This window comes from Halomonas rhizosphaerae, assembly GCF_030010555.1.
GTDB classification, from domain to species: Bacteria; Pseudomonadota; Gammaproteobacteria; order Pseudomonadales; family Halomonadaceae; genus Halomonas; species Halomonas rhizosphaerae.
Map to the genome: position 1 here is coordinate 15,797 of NZ_JASCQP010000037.1, position 20,624 is coordinate 36,420.

General features: G+C 67.4%; 14 protein-coding genes. 4 read left to right on the forward strand and 10 right to left on the reverse strand.

What is annotated here, in order from left to right; translation table 11 throughout:
- Nucleotides 1-37: 37 nt before the first annotated feature.
- From QLQ83_RS16610 to QLQ83_RS16650, 9 genes are all read right to left on the reverse strand, one after another.
- Entirely contained in the window at nucleotides 38-1,687 is a 1,650-nt protein-coding gene (locus tag QLQ83_RS16610) for an alpha-amylase family glycosyl hydrolase (RefSeq protein WP_282736629.1), read from the reverse strand.
- Between the two features lie 75 nt (nucleotides 1,688-1,762).
- Nucleotides 1,763-3,079 (reverse strand): ABC transporter substrate-binding protein, encoded by a 1,317-nt coding sequence (locus QLQ83_RS16615; RefSeq protein ID WP_282736630.1) that lies wholly within the window; start codon nucleotides 3,077-3,079, stop codon nucleotides 1,763-1,765.
- A gap of 61 nt (nucleotides 3,080-3,140) precedes the next feature.
- The gene (locus QLQ83_RS16620) at nucleotides 3,141-4,823 is read right to left on the reverse strand and encodes an alpha-amylase family glycosyl hydrolase (protein WP_282736631.1); all 1,683 of its coding nucleotides are present in this window, start codon (nucleotides 4,821-4,823) and stop codon (nucleotides 3,141-3,143) included.
- Nucleotides 4,824-4,863: 40 nt separating this feature from the next.
- Complete coding sequence (locus QLQ83_RS16625) at nucleotides 4,864-5,967, reverse strand: ABC transporter ATP-binding protein (RefSeq protein WP_282736632.1); 1,104 nt, start codon at nucleotides 5,965-5,967, stop codon at nucleotides 4,864-4,866.
- 46 nt (nucleotides 5,968-6,013) lie between these two features.
- Nucleotides 6,014-7,630, reverse strand: coding sequence for an alpha-glucosidase family protein (locus QLQ83_RS16630; RefSeq protein WP_282736633.1), 1,617 nt, complete (start codon nucleotides 7,628-7,630; stop codon nucleotides 6,014-6,016).
- A gap of 25 nt (nucleotides 7,631-7,655) precedes the next feature.
- The gene (locus QLQ83_RS16635; protein ID WP_282736634.1) at nucleotides 7,656-8,498 is read right to left on the reverse strand and encodes a carbohydrate ABC transporter permease; all 843 of its coding nucleotides are present in this window, start codon (nucleotides 8,496-8,498) and stop codon (nucleotides 7,656-7,658) included.
- Complete coding sequence (locus QLQ83_RS16640; protein ID WP_282736635.1) at nucleotides 8,495-9,469, reverse strand: carbohydrate ABC transporter permease; 975 nt, start codon at nucleotides 9,467-9,469, stop codon at nucleotides 8,495-8,497. The genes QLQ83_RS16635 and QLQ83_RS16640 overlap by 4 nt, the downstream gene beginning before the upstream one ends.
- A gap of 14 nt (nucleotides 9,470-9,483) precedes the next feature.
- Nucleotides 9,484-10,752 (reverse strand): ABC transporter substrate-binding protein, encoded by a 1,269-nt coding sequence (locus QLQ83_RS16645; protein ID WP_282736636.1) that lies wholly within the window; start codon nucleotides 10,750-10,752, stop codon nucleotides 9,484-9,486.
- A gap of 181 nt (nucleotides 10,753-10,933) precedes the next feature.
- Nucleotides 10,934-11,794, reverse strand: a complete 861-nt coding sequence (locus QLQ83_RS16650; protein WP_282736637.1) for an aldo/keto reductase — start codon at nucleotides 11,792-11,794, stop codon at nucleotides 10,934-10,936.
- Nucleotides 11,795-12,058: 264 nt separating this feature from the next.
- Here QLQ83_RS16650 and QLQ83_RS16655 point away from each other — a divergent pair, with 264 nt between their 5' ends.
- From QLQ83_RS16655 to ugpC, 4 genes are all read left to right on the forward strand, one after another.
- Nucleotides 12,059-13,558, forward strand: coding sequence for a carbohydrate porin (locus QLQ83_RS16655; protein ID WP_282736638.1), 1,500 nt, complete (start codon nucleotides 12,059-12,061; stop codon nucleotides 13,556-13,558).
- A 140-nt stretch (nucleotides 13,559-13,698) separates the two neighbouring features.
- The gene (malT, locus tag QLQ83_RS16660) at nucleotides 13,699-16,404 is read left to right on the forward strand and encodes an HTH-type transcriptional regulator MalT (protein WP_282736639.1); all 2,706 of its coding nucleotides are present in this window, start codon (nucleotides 13,699-13,701) and stop codon (nucleotides 16,402-16,404) included.
- 144 nt (nucleotides 16,405-16,548) lie between these two features.
- Entirely contained in the window at nucleotides 16,549-18,210 is a 1,662-nt protein-coding gene (locus tag QLQ83_RS16665) for an alpha-amylase family glycosyl hydrolase (RefSeq protein ID WP_282736640.1), read from the forward strand.
- Nucleotides 18,198-19,295 (forward strand): sn-glycerol-3-phosphate ABC transporter ATP-binding protein UgpC, encoded by a 1,098-nt coding sequence (ugpC, locus tag QLQ83_RS16670; RefSeq protein ID WP_282736641.1) that lies wholly within the window; start codon nucleotides 18,198-18,200, stop codon nucleotides 19,293-19,295. Before QLQ83_RS16665 ends, ugpC begins: the two co-directional genes overlap by 13 nt.
- Here the strand turns inward: ugpC and QLQ83_RS16675 are convergent.
- Nucleotides 19,271-20,524 (reverse strand): IS256 family transposase, encoded by a 1,254-nt coding sequence (locus QLQ83_RS16675; protein WP_282733537.1) that lies wholly within the window; start codon nucleotides 20,522-20,524, stop codon nucleotides 19,271-19,273. The two genes, ugpC and QLQ83_RS16675, sit on opposite strands and share 25 nt — an antisense overlap.
- Nucleotides 20,525-20,624 lie beyond the last annotated feature (100 nt).

Here is a 20,624-nt window from a genome sequence, read left to right on the forward strand (position 1 = left end):
ACCCGAGGCGAGCCCCGGGCGGTCGTTCACGACGCTGTCAGACAATGCTCAACCACGCCGCCTGGCCGGGCTCCATGACCAGCTGTCGGCCTTCCAGCAGTGGCGTCGCCATGCCCGGCAGGGCCAGACTGGACCAGCCATCGGCGCCGGGCATCAGGGCATCAAGGCAAATCTCCGCCCGATCACCTGTCGCATGGCCGAGATGCGCCAGGCACAGCAGGCGCCGTTCGCCGTCATGACGCAGCACGCCGAACACTCGGTGGGGCAGAATGGCGCGATCGATCAGCGTCTGTTCACCCTGGCGCAGCAATGCGTTGCCGCCGCGCAGCGTAAGCAGCCGGCGGACCCGGGCCAGCAGGCTGTCGGCCATCGGGTCCTGGCGCGTGACGGCCAGCGGCAGGTGTCGTTCGAACACCGGCAGCCAGGGAGCGGTGCCCTCGGGGCAGAAGCCGCCGTTCGGTGCATCCTCCCAGACCATCGGCGTGCGGCAGCCGTCGCGGCCCTTGACCTCGGGCCAGAGATTGATGCCGAAGGGGTCCTGCAGGTCCCCATAGGCGAGTTCGGCCTCGGGCAGGCCGAGCTCCTCGCCCTGGTAGAGGCAGAGGCTGCCACGCAGCGAGCAGAGCACGGTCAGCGCCAGCAGCGCGCGCTCCTCGCCCCAGCTGGTGGCGCTGCGCTCGACGTCGTGGTTGGAGAGCGCCCAGCACGGCCAGGTGTCCTCGCCGAGCTCCCGGAAGCGGGCCAGCACGTCGTGAAGCTCGGCGGCGTCGCCCGTGGAGCCCAGCAGGTCGAAGGTGTAGGCCATATGCAGGCGCGACTCGCCGGCGGTATAGGCGGCCATGGTCGGCAGCTGGTCGTTGCCGGCGATCTCGCCCACAGTGGTGGCCCCCGGGTACTCGTCGAGCAGCGCGCGGATCCGCTCCAGGTAGGCGAGGTTCTCGGGCTGCTCGATGTTGTGGCGCTGGAACTGGTAGCTCTGGGGGTTGCCGGGCTGTACCCGTTCGCGGGGCATCGGCGGGTTGTCGGTCAGCGCGGGGTCGTGGAAGTAGTAGTTGACCACGTCGAAGCGGAAGCCGTCGACGCCGAGCTCCAGCCAGAAGCGCAGGTTGTCGAGCTGCGCTTGCTGCACCTCGGGGTGGTGGAAATTGAGGTCCGGCTGGCTGGGCAGGAAGTTGTGCAGGTAGTACTGGCGGCGCCGGGCGTCGAAGGTCCAGGCGCGACCGCCGAAGGCCGCCATCCAGTTGTTGGGCGGGTTGCCGTCCGGCCGGGGATCTGCCCAGACGTACCAGTCGGCCTTGGCATTGGTGCGATCCTGGCGGCTCTCCTGGAACCAGGCATGCCGGTCGGAGCTGTGGGAGAGCACCTGGTCGATGATCACCCGCAGGCCCAGGTCATGGGCACGCTCGACCAGCGCGCGGAAGTCGTCGAGGCTGCCGAACATGGGGTCGACGCCGCGGTAGTCGGCCACGTCGTAGCCGAAGTCGTCCATCGGCGAGGTGAAGAACGGCGAGAGCCAGATGGCGTCGACGCCGAGGCTCGCTACATGATCGAGCTTCTCGGAAATTCCCGCCAGGTCGCCGATGCCGTCGCCATTGGCGTCCATGAAGCTGCGCGGGTAGATCTGGTAGAGGGTGGCACCGCGCCACCAGTCGTGTCGGTCGTGCAGGCGGTGTTGGGACAGAGTCATGCAAGCCTCGAGGTATCGTGGAGGGCCTGGCGGCCCTCCGTGAGTCATGGTCTGCGGTGTGGACAAGGGGCCGGATCACCAGCGGCGGCTGAGGCGGCGCAGCTCTCCCTCCAGCTGCTGCACGGCGGCCTGGCCATCGAGGTCCCCGGAGAGCACCGAGTGCACGCGGTTGAAGAAGGCGTTGGAGACCCGCGGGTAGTCGCTGCCGGTCACGGTGGCGGGTCGCGGTACGCCATTGGTCAGGGTCTCGTAGAGCTCGCCCATGGAGGGGTTGCTGGCCAGCACCTCTTCATCCTCGTAAAGCGCCTCGATGGTGGGGTTCATGCCGATCTCGATGGCATGCTCCTTCTGCTGGGCCTCGGCGGTCAGGTAGGCGACCAGGTCGGCCGCGACGTCGGGGTGTTCCGAATAGCGCGACACCGCCCAGTTCCAGCCGCCCAGGGTGGCCACGCTCCTGCTTTCGCCGCCCGGAGCCGCGTCGCCGGGGCCCTCGGGACCGCGTGGCAGCGGAGCCATGCCCACCTTGCCGGCCACCTCGCTGCCCTCACCGTTGGCCAGCGACCAGACATAGGGCCAGTTGCGCAGGAACAGCGCATTGCCGGACTGGAAGATGCCGCGGGTCTCCTCCTCGGTATGGTTGAGGGTGCCCTCCGGGGAGATGTCGTCGATCCAGGAGGCGGCCAGGTCCAGGGCCTCGGCGGCGCGGGGGTTGTTGATGGTGACGTTGCCCTCGTCGTCGACGATGGTGCCGCCACCGTGGCTCGCCACCCACTCCAGGGCATTGGTGGTCAGGCCCTCGTAGGCCCGACCCTGAAAGGTGTAGCCCCAGAAGCCGTCGTTACCCGCCTCGCGCTCCGCGGCCTGCACCTCGCGCGAGGTCTCGGTCAGCTCCTGCCAGGTCTCGGGCACCTCATGACCGTACTGCTCGAGCAGGTCCTTGCGGTAGTAGAGCAGCCCGGCATCGGTGAACCAGGGGATGGCCATCAACTTGCCGTCGACGGTGTTGTTCTCGATCAGCGCCGGGAAGATGCCCTCGGTGGCATCCGCCGGCAGGTACTCGGAGAGGTCCACCAGATGGTCGGCGAGCAGGCCCGGCCAGACGATGTCGATCATCAGCACGTCGATGTCCGTGGACTGGCTGCCGAGCAGCTGCTGGTAGAGCGAGAGCTTCTCGGTGGCGTCGTTGGGGGTGGAGACGACATTGACCTCGTGGCCGGTCTCCTCCGCCCAGCGCTCGGCGAGCACCGGGCAGTAGTCGGCGGCGTCGCCGGGGCCACAGGCGATGGAGATCTCCGCCGCCAGAGCTTGCTGGGCGGTCAGTGCCGAGCCGCCCAGCAGGAGTCCAGCGAGCAGGCGACGGTGTGCGGGGAGCAGGGGAGTCGATCTCTTCATGGGGTGCCTCATCTTGTCGTTGTTGAGAGTGCCATGCTGTCGGGCCTGGCCGGGAGGGCTCTCATCCCGGCCTCCGAGTCTCAGGGGTGGGTGTCCAGGGGACGTCGTCCGTGACGCGGGCGATGGCGATGCCATGGGCCGGCAGCCGCAGCGTGCCGTCCCGCCAGGTACCGTTGACCATCGCCGGGGCGTCGTCGAGGGCGTGGGCCTCCCGGGGGGCGCCCAGCTCGCGGGGCTCTGCGGCGAAATTGAGGGCCACCAGCAGCCTCTCGCCCAGGTGACGACGCTCGAGAGAGATGACGTCATCGCGCAGCGGGTGATAGCGGATGTCCCCCTTGACCAGTGCCGGCTGGGTGCGGCGGAAGGCCAGGAAGGCGCGATAGGCATTGAGCAGCGAAGCGGGGTCATGCTCCTGCTGGTCCACCGCCAGCCCCCGGTGCTCCGCGGGGATCGGCAGCCAGGGAGCCGAGTCCGAGAAGCCGGCATTCGGGTTGTCGGCCTGCCAGGGCATGGGCGTGCGGCAGCCATCGCGCCCCTTGTAGCTGGGCCAGAAGGTGATGCCGGCGGGGTCGACCAGCTGATCGAAGGTCAGTTCGGCCTCGGTCAGGCCCAGTTCCTCGCCCTGGTAGAGGCAGACGCTGCCGCGCTGGGTAAGCAGGAAGGCCAGGTAGAGGCGCAGCTTCGCCGCCTTGCCCTCGGCGTTCCAGCGGGTGGCCAGGCGGGTGATATCGTGGTTGCCCAGTGCCCAGCACGGCCAGCCATCGCCGATGCGGGCCTCCATCTCCTCCAGCGGTGCGAGCAGGTGCCCAGGGTCGGCATTCTCGGTCAATAGGTTGAACGAGTAGCACATGTGCAGGCGCTTGCCCCCCTGCGTGTACTCGGCCATCACCCCCAAGGAGTCGTCGTCGCCCACCTCGCCGACGCTGGTGGTGCCGGGGTACTCGTCGAGCAGCGCACGCAGCCGCTCCAGGAAGAGCAGGTTCTCCGGCTGGGTCTTGTCATAGCGATGTTGCTGGTAGCCGTAGGGGTTGTCGGGACGCACGCCGATAAAGCCCTCCCGGATATCGTCTCTGGGCGGGTTGTCCTTGAGCTCGCCATGGGTGCAGAAGTTGATCGCATCCAGGCGGAAGCCGTCGACGCCGCGCTCCAGCCAGAAGCGCACCTCGCCGAGGATGGCCTCGACGACTGCCGGGTTGCGGAAGTTGAGGTCCGGCTGCTCGACCAGGAAGTTATGCAGGTAGTACTGGCAGCGCCGGGTGTCCCACTGCCAGGCGCTGCCGCCGAAGATCGCCTGCCAGTTGGTGGGCGGGGCGCCGTCGGGCCTGGGGTCGGCCCACACGTACCAGTCGGCCTTGGGGTTGTCGCGGCTTTCGCGGCTCTCCAGGAACCAGGGGTGCGCATCGGAGCTGTGGGAGAGCACCTGGTCGATGGTGACCTTGAGGCCGCGGGCGTGGGCCGCCTGCACCAGGCGGTCGAAGTCCTCGAGCGTGCCGAACATCGGGTCGACGTCGCGATAGTCGCTGACGTCATAGCCGAAGTCCTTCATCGGCGAGGTGAAGAAGGGCGACAGCCAGATGGCATCGACGTTCAGCGAGGCGATGTAGTCGAGCCGGTCGATCACGCCCTGCAGGTCGCCGATGCCGTCGGCGCCCGTGTCCTGGAAGCTGCGGGGGTAGATCTGGTAGATCACCGCGCCGCGCCACCAGTCCTGCTGTGCATCGTGAGGGGGTCGAGAGAGCGACATCCCGGTCTCCTGATCACGGCGGTGGGTGGGGAGGGAGGGGTCAGGCCGCCCGGCGTCGATTGGCGATCTCCAGGGCCCGGTCCTGGGCGTCGAACAGGTGCACATGCTCGAGCTCCGGCACCAGGGCGACCCGCTGGCCGATCTCCCAGCGGCTGGGCGCCTCACTGCGGTGGATCAGCAGGGTGTCGCCGACCCGGGGCTCGAGATAGACGTAGACCTCGTTGCCCAGGTACTCGACATTGACGATCTCGAAGCGGTTGTCGCCCTCGGCCTCGGCCAGGCGCAGGTGTTCGGGGCGTACCCCCAGCGACAGCTCGGCGCCGGCGGGCTGGCCGCTGGCGTCCTGGGGCAGCGACAGCTCGCCGAGGCCCGGCGCGGTCACCCGGCAGCCGTCCTCTGCGCCGAGCAGTTCGGCCGGCATGAAGTTCATGGTGGGCGAGCCGATGAAGCCGGCCACGAACCTGGTGGCTGGCTGCTGGTAGAGGGTCTGGGGGCTGCCGACCTGCTCGATGCGGCCGTCGCGCAGCACCACGATCTTGTCTGCCAGGGTCATCGCCTCCACCTGGTCGTGGGTGACGTAGATCATGGTGGAGCCCAGGCGATGGTGCAGGCGGGCGATCTCGTTGCGCATCTGCACACGCAGCGAGGCGTCGAGGTTGGAGAGCGGCTCGTCGAACAGCAGGATGCGCGGTTCACGCGCCATGGCGCGCCCCATGGCCACGCGCTGGCGCTGGCCGCCGGAGAGTTCCTTGGGCTTGCGGTGCAGCAGCTCCTCGAGCTGCAGGATCCGGGCCGTGGCCATCACCCGCTCATCGACGGTCTCGTTGGCCATCTTGGCCAGCTTGAGGCCGAAGGCCATGTTCTCGTAGACCGTCATGTGCGGATAGAGGGCGTAGGACTGGAACACCATGCCCACGCCGCGCTCGCGGGGCGGCAGGTCGTTGACCACGTCGTCGGCGATCCTGAGCTCGCCGTCGCTGATCGACTCGAGCCCGGCGATCAGGCGCAGCAGGGTCGACTTGCCGCAGCCCGATGGGCCGACGAAGACCACGAACTCGCCATCGCCGACCTTGAGGTCGACATCCTTGATGATATGGGTGCTGCCGAAGGTCTTGTTGAGCCTTTCCAGGGTCACGCTTGCCATCTTGCGACTCCTAGCCGGCCTCGGGGCCGGCCCTTGTTGTGTGTTGTCAGTGGTCGAGGGCCAGGAAGGCCGCCTGATAGGGCGGCAGGGTCAGGGTGTCGCCATCGAGTGCCGACACGAAGCCGTGCCCCTGGAGCGGGGTGCCGGAGTGGGGCAGCGTCGTGCTCAGGGTCTTGCCGCCGAGGTTGAAGAGGCACAGCACTCGCTCCCGGTCGCTTTCGCGCACGAAGCCGAGCAGTTCCTCGCCGACGTCGACCAGGGTGAGGTCGCCGTCGACCAGCGCCGGATGCGCGGCGCGGAAGGCCAGCAGCGTGCGGGTCGCGGCGAGGGGCGAGTCGGGGTCGGCCTGCTGGTTCTCGACGGCCAGTGGCAGGTGGCGCTCCTCCACCGGCAGCCAGGGCTCCACGCTCGAGAACCCGCCCTGCGGGGCCTGGCGCCAAGGCATCGGCGTGCGGCAGCCATCGCGACCCTTGAACTCCGGCCACAGCACCTTGCCGTAGGGGTCCTGGATGCGCTCGAAGGGCACTTCGGCCTCGGGCAGGCCGAGCTCCTCGCCCTGGTAGAGACAGACGCTGCCGCGTAGCGAGAAGAGCATGGCCAGCATCACCTTGGGGTAGGCCACGGGATCCTCGCCCCTGCCCCAGCGGGTGGCGCTTCTCTCCACGTCGTGATTGGAGGTCGCCCAGCAGGGCCAGGCGTCGCCGGCCAGGCGCTGGAAGCGCTCGATCACCTTGCGGATGTAGGCCGGCGAGTGGGGCGCGTTGAGCAGGTCGAAGGTGTAGGCCATGTGCAGCTTGTCGCCGCCGGCGGTGTACTCGGCCATGCGCGCCAGCGGGTTGTCGTCGCCGATCTCGCCTACCGTGGTGGTGCCCGGGAACTCGTCCATCAACGCCCGCAGGTCGCGCAGGAACGCCAGGTTCTCCGGGCGGCTGATGTCGTGGACGTGACGCTGCCAGGTATAGGGGTTGGCGTCCGGGGCGCCGAGGGTCTTGGCCTCGCCCTGGGGAACCGGCGGGTTGTCGCGCAGTTCGGCATCGTGGAAATAGAAGTTGACGGTGTCCAGGCGGAAGCCGTCGACGCCGAGCTCCAGCCAGAAGCGCATGTTGTCCAGCTGCGCCTGTCTGACCTCCGGGTTATGGAAGTTCAGGTCCGGCTGGCTGGTCAGGAAGTTGTGCAGGTAGTACTGGCGGCGGCGCGAATCGAAGGTCCAGGCCGGCCCGCCGAAGATCGACAGCCAGTTGTTGGGTGGCGTGCCGTCGGGTCTGGGGTCGGCCCAGACGTACCAGTCGGCGCGGGGGTTGGCGCGATCGGCGCGGCTCTCCTGGAACCAGGGGTGGCGGTCCGAGGAGTGGCTGATCACCTGGTCGATCATCACCTTCAGGCCCCGCGCGTGGGCCTTTGCCAGCAGGGCCTTGAAGTCCTCCAGGGTGCCGAACATCGGGTCGACGTCACGGTAGTCGCTGACGTCGTAGCCGAAGTCGAGCATCGGCGAGGTGAAGAAGGGCGACAGCCAGATACCGTCCACGTTCAGGCTGGCGACATGGTCGAGCTTCGCGGTGATGCCCGCCAGGTCGCCGATGCCGTCACCGTTGCTGTCCATGAAGCTGCGCGGGTAGATCTGGTAGATGACGCCGCCGCGCCACCAGGTCAGGTTGTCTTGCATCTCGGGTTCCTTGGGTGTCATGAGGTCAGCCCTTGACCGCACCGGCGGTGAGACCGGAGACGATACGCTTCTGGAAGATCATCACCAGGATCACCAGCGGCACGGTGACGGTGACCGAGGCGGCCATGATCGGTCCCCAGGGCAGTTCGTGCTGGCTACCGCCGGAGATCAGGGCGATCGCCACCGGCACGGTGCGCTGGTCGTCGGTGAGGGTGAAGGTCAGGGCGAAGAGGAATTCGTTCCAGGCGGCGATGAAGGCCAGCAGGCCGGTGGTCGCCATGGCCGGCCACATCAGCGGCAGGAACACTTTGGTGATGGTCACCCAGGGGGTGGCGCCGTCCATGATTGCCGCCTCTTCCAGCTCCATGGGCAACTGCTTCATGAAGGTGGTCAGCACCCAGACAGTGAAGGGCAGCGTGAAGATGGTGTAGCTCAGGATCAGGCCGGCCGGGTTGTTGTAGAGGCCGAGCCCCCGGATCACCTCGAACAGTCCGGAGAGCACCGCCACCTGGGGGAACATCGAGACCCCGAGGATCACCAGCATCACCGTGGCACGGCCGCGGAAGCGGACCCGGCCCAGCGCATAGGAGGCGGTGATGCCGAGCAGCAGGGCGATGAAGACCACGGACAGCGAGACGATGATGGAGTTGAGGATGGCGCGCACGAAGCTCTTCTGGGTGAAGATCTGCACGTAGTTGCCGAAGTCCACCGTCGACAGCCAGAAGTCGACCCGAAACAGTTCGCTGGAGGGCTTCAGCGAGGTGATCACCGCGTAGTAGAAGGGGAAGATGGCGTAGACCATCACAACGGCGATCAGGGCATAGAACCCGACCCGCTTGGCGAGCTTGATCAGCTGATACTGGTTCATTGGTCGACTCCCAGTTGACGGCGGCCCAGGTAGAGGTAGATCACCACGGCCAGGGCGATGATCAGGAACAGGAGGGTCGAGGCGGCGCTGCCGTAGCCGACGTCCTGGAACTCGACCAGCTGCTGGCGCGCGTAGATCGACATGGTCATGGTGCTGGTGGAGTTGGAGGTCAGCACGTAGATCACGTCGAACACTCGCAGGGCGTCGAGCAGGCGGAAGATCACTGCCACCAGCAGGGCCGGGGTGATCAGCGGCAGGGTGACCTTGAAGAACACGCGCACCGGGTGGATGCCGTCGACCTCGGCGGCCTCGTAGCAGTCCTTGGGCAGCATCTGCAGGGCGGCCAGCACCAGCAGCGCGACGAACGGAATGGTCTTCCAGACGTCGACCATGATCACCGCCCACATGGAGTAGGTGGCGCTGGCGGTCCAGGCGATGGGCGAGTCGATGATGCCGATCGCCATCAGCAGGTGGTTGATGATCCCGAACTGGTCATTGAGCATCCAGGCCCACATCTTGGCCGAGACGATGGTGGGGATGGCCCAGGGAATCAGCACCGCCGCGCGGACCAGCATGCGGCCCTTGAACTCGGCGTTGAGCAGCAGCGCGACGATGATGCCGAACACCACCTCCAGCGACACCGAGACGACGCTGAAGTAGAGGGTGTTCCACACCGAGTTCCACCACACCGGGTCGGTGAGCAGGCCGTACCAGGCGCCGTCGTCATAGACCAGGTAGTTCTCGACGCCGATAAAGGCCGCGCTGGCGGTATCCGACAGCGAGGCATCGGTAAAGCTGAAGTAGAAGGTGCGCAGCAGGGGCCAGCCGGCTACCAGTGCCAGCGCCACCAGCATGGGTAGAAGAAACAGCCAGGCGGCACGGACCCGCTGCCGGCGTACCTTGGTGCCGCGGTAGCCCGCCTGGGGGGAGCGCACCGCCCGGGGTGCGCTTTGGGTGGCTGGAGTCGACATGAGGACCTCCTGGGTTACCAGCGGCGACGCTTGATGCGGGAGAGTTCACTGTCCACCTGGGAGACGGCCTCGGCGCCGCTCTGGTCACCGGAGAGCACCTGGTGCACGGCATTGAAGAAGCTGTTGCTCACTCGGCCGTAGTTGTCGCCGGTGGCGGCAGAGGGGCGCGCCACGGCATTGGTGAAGGTGTCGTAGAGGGTGCCGAAGAAGGGCACGGCGTCGAGCACCTCCTCGTCCTCGTAGAGCGAGGCGAGGGTGGGGTTGTAGGCCCCCTCGATGGCGCGGCGCTTCTGCTCCGCCTCGCCGGTCAGGAAGGCCACCAGGTCGGCGGCGAGCTCGGGGTTCTCGGTGTAGCGGGATACGGCCAGGTTCCAGCCGCCCAGGGTGGCGGCGCTCTCCTGGCCATCGGCGCTGGGCAGCTTGACCACGCCGACCTTGTCGCGCACGTCGCTCTCCTCGCTCTGGGCCAGCGACCAGGCATAGGGCCAGTTGCGCATGAACACCGCGTTACCGCTCTGGAAGATGCCGCGGGCCTCCTCCTCCGTGTAGTTGAGGGCGCCCTCAGGGGAGATCTTGCCGATCCAGCTGGCGGCGAGGTCCAGCGCCTCGGCGGCCTGCGCGTTGTCGATGGTGATTTCGCCCTCGGCATCGACGATGGTGCCGCCGCCATAGCTGGCCACCCACTCCAACGCGTTGGTGGTGAGTCCCTCGTAGGCGCGGCCCTGGAAGACGAAGCCCCACATCCTGTCATTGCCGGCCTCGCGCTCGGCGGCCTGGATCTCGGTGGCGATCTCGGTCAGTTCCTCCCAGGTCCCGGGGGCCTCGACGCCATGCTCCTCGAGCAGGTCCTTGCGGTAGTAGAGCACCCCGGCATCGGTGAACCAGGGCATGGCCACCAGGCGGCCGTCGATGGTGTTGTTCTCGATGATGGCCTCGAAGTGGCCCTCGGCGGCGTCCTCGCCGAGGGTCTCGCTCAGGTCGAGCAGGTGGTTGGCCAGGAGGCCCGGCCACACCACGTCGATCTGCATCACGTCGATGTCGCTGGACTGGGCGGAGAGGATCTGCTGGTAGAGCGACAGGCGCTCGGTGGAGGAGTTGGGGGTGGAGACGATGTCGACCTCGTGGCCGGTCTTTTCCTCCCACAGGGCGACGCCCTGCTCGCACAGGGTGAGCTCGGCGCCGACGGCCCCACAGGAGATGGTCAGGTCCGCCGCCTGGGCCTGGCTGCTGCCGGCGGCAGCGCCTGCCAGGGCGATGGCGGAGATCAGGGTCTTCTTGAACATGCTGGCTTCCTCGTCGCTTGTTGTTGTCGCTGTACTGGGAGGGAGGGCCGGCGGCGACATGTCACCTACGGGGGCCGGCGAGCGCTCCCTTACGACTTAAACGATTAAGATCGTGACCGCCACAGTTAGCCGTTGCTCACGCCGGAGTTCAACCGCGACTTTGGTCGCAACCCGCCGGCGGTCAGTCGACCTCCTGGCCGCGGGCCGCCTCCAGCAGGGCGAACCAATCCTGGCGCGGCAGGGAGAGCCGGGCCTCGTCGCGCAGGGTCGTGATCCGTGCCGGGTCGAGGGTGCCGATCACCGGCACCGGCGAACCCGGCAGCCGGCGTAACCAGGCCAGGGCAAGGCCGGCGGGGCTGACGCCATGGTGGGCGGCGAGACGCGCCAGGGCCTGGCCGGCGGCGCCCTGGAACAGGGTGCCGCCGTCCAGGGGCGACCAGGCCAGGGCCGAGAGGCCGTCTCGACACAGGGCATCGAAGTTGCCGTCGAACAGCGGTGCCGTTTTGGTGAGGGAGAGCTGCAACTGGTGGTGGGTCAGCGGATGGGACAGTGCCGCCTGCAGGCGGCGCCATTGCTCGGGCAGGAAGTTGGAGACCCCCAGGGCGGCGACCTTGCCGGCCTGGACGGCATCGTCCAGCACCCGGGCGGTGGCCTCGGCCTCCATCAGCGGGTCGGGGCGATGGATCAGGAAGAGGTCCAGCCGCTCGACTCCGAGTCGCCCCAGGGCCCGGTCGATGGCACCGGCAAGCCATGCCGGTGAACTGTCGTAGTGCTTGGTGTTCCCTGAAGGGATCAGGATGCCGGCCTTGGTGACCACCCTCACCCGAGCAGCGAGACTGGGCCGGTGGCGCAGGGCCTCGCCGAACAGGCGCTCGTTGTGGCCGTCGCCGCCATAGATGTCGGCGTGGTCGAACCAGTCGAGTCCCTGGTCCAGGCGGGCCTCGATCCAGTCGGCCAGCCGCGCCGGCGCCTGGAGTTCGGGGCGCTCATGCAGGCGCATCATGCCGAGCATCAGGGAGAGGGAAGGGTGCACGGGCGTCATCGTGGGTCCTCGTCATGGTGTCGATGGGGCAGGGTATGTCATGGCGAGGCCCTTTTTGTAGTTTTATTACCTGAAAACGCCCGAGCTCCCGATCATGCTTAGACATTGGTCGTAATATTACAAAAGACTTTTTGTGGTCGTTATCTGAATCGATTAAGTTCCGGGAGGTATCTCGCGCCGGGGGCGACGCCCCGGCCCCCGGGGGAACCCCCCATCCTTCGTGATGATCATCAGTCGCGACAACAACAAAGGACGAGAACGACCATGCACACTGTCACGCTCAAGAAGCCGCTCGCCATCGCCATCGCTACCGCCAGCCTGGGCCTCGCCGGGGTGGCCGGCGCCGACGACCACTCCCTCGAGCAGCGCCTCGCCGATCTGGAAGCGCGCATTGCCGCCGCCGAACAGCGGGCAGACGCCGCCGAACAGCGCGCGGACCTGGCCGAGCAGCAGGCCGAGGGCCGCCTGTCAAAGGACGAGGTCGAGGAGCGCCTGGCCAAGGTCGAACGCCAGGCCAGCGGCGAGGAGGGCTTCTCCTTCAACGTCTACGCCCGCTCGGGGCTGCTGATCGGCGAGGACGGCAAGAGTGCCCCCGGTGGGCCGGGCGTGACACCGGCGGGCCCGCTGGGCGGTAATGTCGGTCGCCTGGGCAACGAGCCGGACACCTACGCCGAGGCGATCTTCAACTACAAGATGCGCTTCGACAACGGCGCCAAGGCCCACTACCGCACCATGATCGCCGACGGTACCACCACCAGCAACGACTGGACCGCCGACGAGTCCAACCTCAACGTACGCCAGGTCTATGCCGAGTTCAGCGACCTGCCGAGCTTCACCGGCGCCTTCGAGAACGCCTCCATCTGGGCCGGCAAGCGCTTCGACCGCGACAACTTCGATATCCACTGGATGGATACCGACTTCGTGTTCCTGGCCGGTACCGGCGCCGGTATCTACGACATGCAGCTGGCCGACAACTGGACGTCCAACGTCTCGCTCTACGGCCGCAGCTTCAGCGACTTCCCCGTGACACGCGAGTCGCCGGGGGATGACAGCGGCGACACCGACAACCTGATCCTGACCTCCAACAACTACTTCGGCAACTGGCAGTGGATGGTGAGCGGCATGTCCGCCACCGACAACGACGAGCGCGACATCGATCCCGGCCAGACGGCGGCAGATAACGGCTTCCATACCATGGTGGCCTACCATGGCGACAGCTTCTTCGGCCTGGGCGAGGGCAATTTCAAGGCGGCGGTGATGCATGGCCAGGGGCTGGGCGCCGAGGTCAAGGTGCTGGGCGCCGATGGCCGGCTGACCGAGGATGCCACCGCGACCCGCGTCGGCCTCTACGGCACCACCTATGTGGCACCCAGGTGGCGTGTGGCTCCGGCGCTTCTCGCCGAGACCAGCGAGGACCGCTATGTCGATGGCGACCAGTACGACTGGGCGACCCTCAACGTGCGCCTGGCCAACGAGCTGACCCAGAACTTCGAGATGCAGTACGAGGCCAGCTACCAGTGGATGGACCTGGACCAGGGCGCCGATGGCAGCGCCGCCGAGGGGGACTACACCAAGTTCACCATCGCCCCGACCTTCAAGCCCCAGGTGGGCGGCTTCTGGAAGCGCCCGGAGATCCGCCTGTTCGCCAGCTGGAGCGACTGGGACGAGGAGCTGAATGACTACAGCGCCGACGATGCCTTCGGCAGCGACGAGTTCACCGGCAGCCAGTGGACCTTCGGCGTGCAGACCGAAGTCTGGTTCTGATGGCAAGGGCCCGGCGCCGGCCGGGCCCTGTCTGCTGTTTCGATGCTTGCCCGCGGCGTGATGGCCGCGGGCTTTTTCGTCGGCCGCCCGGGCAGCCATACTGGGTAACTTGCCCATCATCTTTCCTGCGGGAGTCTCCCATGCCGCTGATCCAGGAAAAGCTCGCCGCTCCCCCGCTGCCGTCGACCGTGGTAGCCCGCCCGCGCCTCAACGAACACTTCATCCTCGACGAGCGTATCCGGCTGCTGGTGGTGCAGGCGCCACCGGGCTACGGCAAGAGCACCCTGCTGGCCGAGCGGCTGCCGGCCCTGGAACAGCCCGCCGCCTGGCTGCGGCTGGATGGACGCGATGACGCGCCCGACCGCTTCGCCGGCTATTTCCGCGCCACCCTGGGTGGCCTGTGCCGCGAGTTGGGTCTCGAGGTGGAGCTGGTCGAGGGCGGCTCCCTGATCGAAGGGGTGGAAGCCTGGCTCACCGCCCTGCCTGACAGCGCCGCCCCGGGTAGGCTGGTGATCGACGAGTTCGAGCATGTCCGCCATCCGGAGATCCTCGAGGCGCTTGGCCACTGGCTGCGCCACCAGCCGGGCTGGCTCACCCTGACCCTGGTCTCTCGCACCCGCCCGGCCCTGGGCCTGCCGGCGCTGCGTCTGCGTGGTGAACTGGAGGAGATCGGCCTGGACGAACTGGCCTTCGACCTCGAGGAGGCCCAGACGCTGTGTGCCGAGCAGCTCAGCTTTCCGCCCGCCCGGGTCAGCCTGGAGCAGGCGCTGCGCCGCACCGAAGGTTGGGTGATGGCACTGGACTGGTTGATCCAGCGCACCACCACCCGGGCCGGTTTCGACAGCCTGCTGGAGCGCCTGGGCGGCAGCCACCCCGACTTCGTCGCCTGGTTCGATGATCTGCTGGAGGCCTGTCTCGACGAACCCGACCGCCGGCTGCTGCTGCAGCTCGGGGTCCTGGAGCGTTTCTCTCCGGCGCTGGTGGCTCGCCTGTTGGAGGGGGAGCGAGTCCCACAGAGGCTCGAGGCCCTGGAGGGGGCCGGCCTGTTCCTGGAGCGATCCGACCCGCATGAGCAGTGGTTTCGCTTCCATCCCCTGTTCGCCGGTTACCTGCGTCATCGCCGCCATGAACTGAGCCTGACGTCCCAGCGGCAGCTGCATCGCCGTGCCAGCCAGGCCTGGCTGGCGCTGGGCGATCCCGCCCTGGCCCTGTCCCAGGCCATCGAGGCCGATGATCCCGAGGGGGTCATCACGCTGGTGGAGTCCCAGGGCCCCCAGCTACTGGCCCATGGCCACTTTGCGCTGCTGGCGCGGGCCCTGGCGACGCTCGGTGAGACATGCCTGTGCACCTCGCCGCAACTGACGCTGCTGCATGGCTGGGTGTCCCACGCCCAGTTCCAGTTCGATCGTACCGCCGAGGCCATCGGCTGGATCGAGGCCCAGCTCGAGGAGCCTGCCTGGCAGGAGCTCTCCGCCGAGTTCGCCACCCTGCGCGCCCAGTTGGCGATCAACCAGGGTGACGCCGAACGGGCCGCACCACTGGCCGAACAGGCGCTGACACAACCGGCCCGCTACCTGGCCGCCACGCCGGTGTCGGCCGGTGCGATCCTCTGCGAAGCACGCTTCGTCCAGGGCCGACTCGAGGAGTCGCTGGCGCGGATCCACGAGGTGGAACGCGAGGCGAAGCGCATCGGCGATGACCAGCTGTTGCTGTGGGCGCTGTGCCACCATTCGGAGACGCTGGTCGCCCAGGGCCGGCTGCAAGCCGCCTTTGACACTCAGGAGCGGGCCTTCGCGCATATCGAGCACAGCGGCCTCGACCGGCTACCAGTCGCCGAGTTCCTGTATCGCATCCGCAGCCAACTGCTGTGGGAATGGCACCGACTGGACGAGGCCGAGCAGGCGGCCCTGGCCGGCATCGCCCTTCTCGACCGCCAAGGCGAGCGCTGGACCCTGCAGTGCCATGTGAGCCTGGCCAAGGTCGCCCAGGGCCGCGGCGACCAGGCGCAGTGTGCCGACCACATCCGCCGCATCCGCAAGATACTCGCCGACGGCGACTATCACATCGACTGGCGGGCCAATGCCCACGCCACCCTGCTGGCCTGGTGGCAGGCCAACGACGACCGCGATGCGGTGGACCGCTGGCTGCAGGAGGCGCCGCCTGCCGAGCCCGACACCGCCAGCAACCACTTCGCCCAGGCCAACGTCCGCAATCACGCCCGGGCGCTGCTGCTGCTCGGCCGGCCCGACGAGGCCCGGGGGCTGCTGGAGGCCCTGGAGGCCCAGGCGGCGCGTTTCGGCCTTGTCACCGACGCCAATCGCAACCGGCTGTGCCTGGCAGTTCTGGAGTGGCAGTGCGGCCATGAGCCGGCGGCACTGGATCACCTGGCCGCAGCCCTGGAGCTGGCCTCGCGAACGGCACTCATCGGCAGCTTCCTGCGCCTGGGCCGACCGCTTTCCGATATGCTCACACGGCTGCTCGAGACCCGGGAAATGGATGAGCTGGCCCGGCGTCGCGCCGAGCGGCTGATCGAGCTGGCCGGCCGTCAGCGCGACTTCGGCCGTGCCGTGCGCCTGATGCTCGACGAGTCGGTGATCGCCGATATCGTCGCCCGCCCGGACGTGCCGGAGCTGATCCGCACCTCACCCCTGACCCGTCGCGAGTGGCAGATCCTGGGGCTGATCCATGCCGGACTCTCCAACGAGCAGATCGCCGAGCAGCTGTCGGTGGCGCCGACCACCATCAAGACGCATATCCGCAGCCTCTACCAGAAGCAGGGCATCCGCCGCCGGGAGGAGGCCATTGCCCTGGCCGGTGATCTCCTCGCCCGTATCCAGGGGGAGTAGGAAGGCGCCTCCTCCCCCCGCCTACGCCTGTCGCCCATCCTGCGGGAGGATTTCTCCCGCCGGCCGTGCCGCCACCATGAGCGTGAAACTTTTTCCGCGGAATCGGCCCGCCGATACCCGCGATTCACGACAAGGATCCGGCACATGACCACAGACACTTCCCAGTACCTCGGCCGACAGGGCGCCGACTGGTGGCGCGGCGCGGTGATCTACCAGATCTATCCCCGCAGCTTTCAGGACACCCGCGGCGATGGCATCGGCGACCTGCAGGGGGTGATCGACCGGCTCGACTACATCGCCTCGCTGAATGTCGACGCCATCTGGCTGTCGCCCTTCTTCACCTCGCCGATGAAGGACTTCGGCTATGACGTCAGCGACTATCGCGACGTCGATCCGATGTTCGGCACCCTGGTCGACTTCGACCGCCTGGTGGAGGCCGCCCATGCCCGCGGCCTCAAGGTCACCATCGACCAGGTGCTTTCCCACACCTCCGATGCGCACCCCTGGTTCCAGGAGAGCCGTGAAAGCCGCGACAACCCCAGGGCCGACTGGTACGTGTGGGCCGACCCCCGGCCCGATGGCGCCCCGCCCACCAACTGGCAGGCGATCTTCGGCGGCTCCGCCTGGCAGTGGGATACCCGGCGCTGTCAGTACTACCTGCATAACTTCCTGGTCGAGCAGCCAGACCTCAATTTCCGCAACCCGGCAGTGGTCGAGGCGATCCTCGGCGAGGTGCGCTTCTGGCTGGAGCGTGGCGTCGACGGCTTCCGCCTGGATGCGGTGAACTTCTGCACCCATGGCGAGCTCAAGGACAACCCGCCCAGAGACGATATCCGGGAGGGCTTTATCGGCGTGCGCCCCGACAACCCCTACGGCTACCAGCAGCATATCCACGACAAGACCCAACCGGAGAACCTGGCCTTCCTGGAGCGGCTGCGTGCGCTGCTCGACGAGTACCCGGGCACCACCAGCGTCGGCGAGGTCGGCGACGACGATTCGCTGGGCGTGATGGCCGAGTACTCCCGGGGCGGCAACCGCCTGCATATGGCCTACTCCTTCGATCTGCTCGGCGAGCGCCATGACCCCGAGTACCTGAGAGGCATCCTCACCGAGATGGAATCGCGCATCGAGGATGGCTGGCCGTGCTGGGCGCTGGGCAACCACGACGTCACCCGCCTGGCCTCGCGCTGGGACGCCGCGGCGCTGCGCCTCTACCTGGCCTTTCTGCTCACCCAGCGCGGCAGCATCTGCCTCTACCAGGGTGAGGAGCTGGGCCTGACCGAGGCCGAACTGAGCTTCGAGCAACTGGTGGATCCCGCCGGCATCACCTTCTGGCCGGCCTACAAGGGCCGCGACGGCTGCCGTACCCCCATGCCGTGGCAGGCCGACGCCCCCCATGGCGGCTTCTCCCGGGCCGCGCCCTGGCTGCCGGTACCCGACGCCCACCTGGGTCTGGCCGTGGACCAGCAGGACGCCGCCCCGGACTCGCTGCTCAACGCCTACCGCGCCTTCCTGGCCTTCCGCCGCACCCAGCCGGCACTGGTCAAGGGCGACATCACCTACCACCCGGTACGCGACGAGGTGCTGTGCCTCGAGCGCACCCATCAGGGCAACCGCCTGCTGGTGGCGCTGAACTTCGCCGGTGAGCCACGCGAGCTGCCGGCGCCTCGAGAGGCGCAGAGCCTCGCGGAGGCCCCGGCGTGGGTCAACGGCAGCTGGCAGGACGGCACGCTACGGCTGCCGGCCTATGGCATCGCCATCGCCCGCTGCACCACCGATTCGGAGGAAGCCTCATGGGACGTCTGACACTCGAAGGCATCGGCAAGGACTATGACGGCGTCGAGATCTCGCGGGACATCGACCTGACCATCAACGACGGCGAGTTCGTGGTGTTCGTCGGCCCCTCGGGCTGCGGCAAGTCGACCCTGCTGCGCATGGTCGCCGGGCTCGAGGATATCACCCGCGGCGAGATGTGCCTCGACGGTGAGAGGATCAACGAGATTCCGCCCCAGGAGCGTGACATCGGCATGGTATTCCAGTCCTACGCCCTCTACCCGCACATGACGGTTGCCGAGAACATGGGATTCGGCCTCAAGCTCGCGCGCACCGACAAGGCCGAGATCCGCCGCCGTGTCGAGCACGCCGCCGACATCCTGCAGATCACCCGGTTGCTCGAGCGCAAGCCCAAGGATCTCTCCGGCGGCCAGCGCCAGCGGGTGGCGATTGGCCGCACCCTGGTCAAGGAGCCGGCGGTATTCCTGTTCGACGAGCCGCTGTCAAACCTCGATGCCTCGTTGCGGGTCGAGATGCGGGTGCAGATCGCCGAGCTGCACAAGCGGCTCAATGCCACCATGATCTACGTCACCCACGACCAGGTCGAGGCGATGACTCTCGCCGACCGCATCGTGCTGCTGTCGAGCGGGCGCATCGCCCAGGTCGGCGCGCCTCTATCGCTCTACCACTTCCCGAAGTCCCTCGAGGTTGCCGAGTTCATCGGCTCGCCGCGCATCAATACCCTGCCGGTGACGGTGGTCGACCCAGGGCCGCAGCGCACTGGCGTGCGTCTGCCCTCCGGCGAGATGCTGGCCGTGGCGGTGGACGGGCGCGGCCTCGGGGCCGGTGACACCGCCACCCTGGGGATTCGCGCCGAGGACTTCGTCGCCCCCGAGCAGGGCGAGGCCCGGCTGATGGCCCGGCTGATGGTGGCCGAGAAGCTCGGCTACGAGACGCTGGCCCACCTGCAGGTCGAGGGCGCCGAGGGCACCGTGACGCAGCGCCTCGACGGCCTGGCCCACCTCGAGGAACACCAGGTCGTCGACCTGGGGTTGGCCGGCGACGAGTTATCGTCAAATCTGGTGGATGGCGGTCAGGCCGCATTCCTGTCTGACTGATCGGTTACCTGCTCCCCATCCCGAAACTCGACGTTGCTGACGACCAGCTCCAACTTCTGGAAGTGCTTGATACGCCGCCATCGCTTTTGGGCGCTCTGGAGCAGCTTGAAGACCATCGCCAGGGTTGTCGCCCGGGAGCCGCAGTTTCGGCTGCGCTTGGTCCTCAGGCGGACTGTGGCGAAGGTCGACTCGATCGGGTTGGTGGTGCGGATATGCACCCAGTGCTCTGCCGGGTAGTCGTAGAACGCCAGCAGCTCTTCCCGATCCTTGGCCAGGCACCCCATCGCCTTGGGGTACTTGGCCTCGAAGCGTTTCAGGGTGCGATCGAAAGCCTTGTGCGCCCCGTCGCGGGTCTCTGCCATCCAGATGTCATGGAGGTCGGCCTTGACCTTGGGCTGCACGGACTTCGGCAGCTTGTTCAGCACGTTAGCCGTCTTGTGAACCCAGCAACGCTGATGGTCGGTCTCCGGATAGATCTTGCTCAGGGCCGCCCAGAACCCCATGGCACCGTCGCCCACCGCCAGCTTGGGCGCCTGGATCAGGCCGCGCTCTCGCAGGCCTGTCAGCAAGGTCTTCCAACTGTCCGCCGACTCGCGGAAGCCGTCTTCGACGGCCACCAGCTCTTTGCGGCCCTGCTCGGTTACGCCGATGATCACCAGCAGGCACAGGCGGTCATCCAGGCGCACATTGCTGTAGATTCCGTCAGCCCACCAGTAGACGTAGCGCCGGTCTGCCAGGTCCCGCTGCCGCCACTCGGTATGCTCCTCTTCCCATTGTTTCTTGAGCCGTGACACCGTGTTGGCCGACAGCCCCTTGGCTTGGTCGCCCAGCAGCGCCGCCAAGGCCTCCTGGTAGTCGCCGGTGGAGATCCCCTTCAGATAGAGCCAAGGGATCAGTTCCTCGATGCTGCGAGCCCGCTTCAAGTAGGGCGGCAGCAGGCTGCTGTTGAAGCGGGCGCCACCGCCGCTGCGGTCACGCACCTTGGGCACCTGCACGCTGACATCCCCGATCCCGGTCTGGACCGTGCGCTCAGGCAGGTAGCCGTTGCGGACCACGGCCTGGCGGCCATCGTCTAGCCGCTGATCAGCATACTGCGACAGGAAGGTGGCTAACTCAGCCTCGACTGCCTTGGCGATCAGGTCACGGGCACCTTGGCGCAGCAGCTCGTGCAGCGGGTCAGTGACTTGGGGTTCTGGTTGTGAAAGAGCCCGGAGGGTAGAATTGGTCATGGCGTATCCATTCCTTGTTGATTGTGATCTGGCGAGATCAATCAACAGGATACGCCACCTTTCCTACCTCCTTCCGTACACCAGAAGTCACCATAGCTCG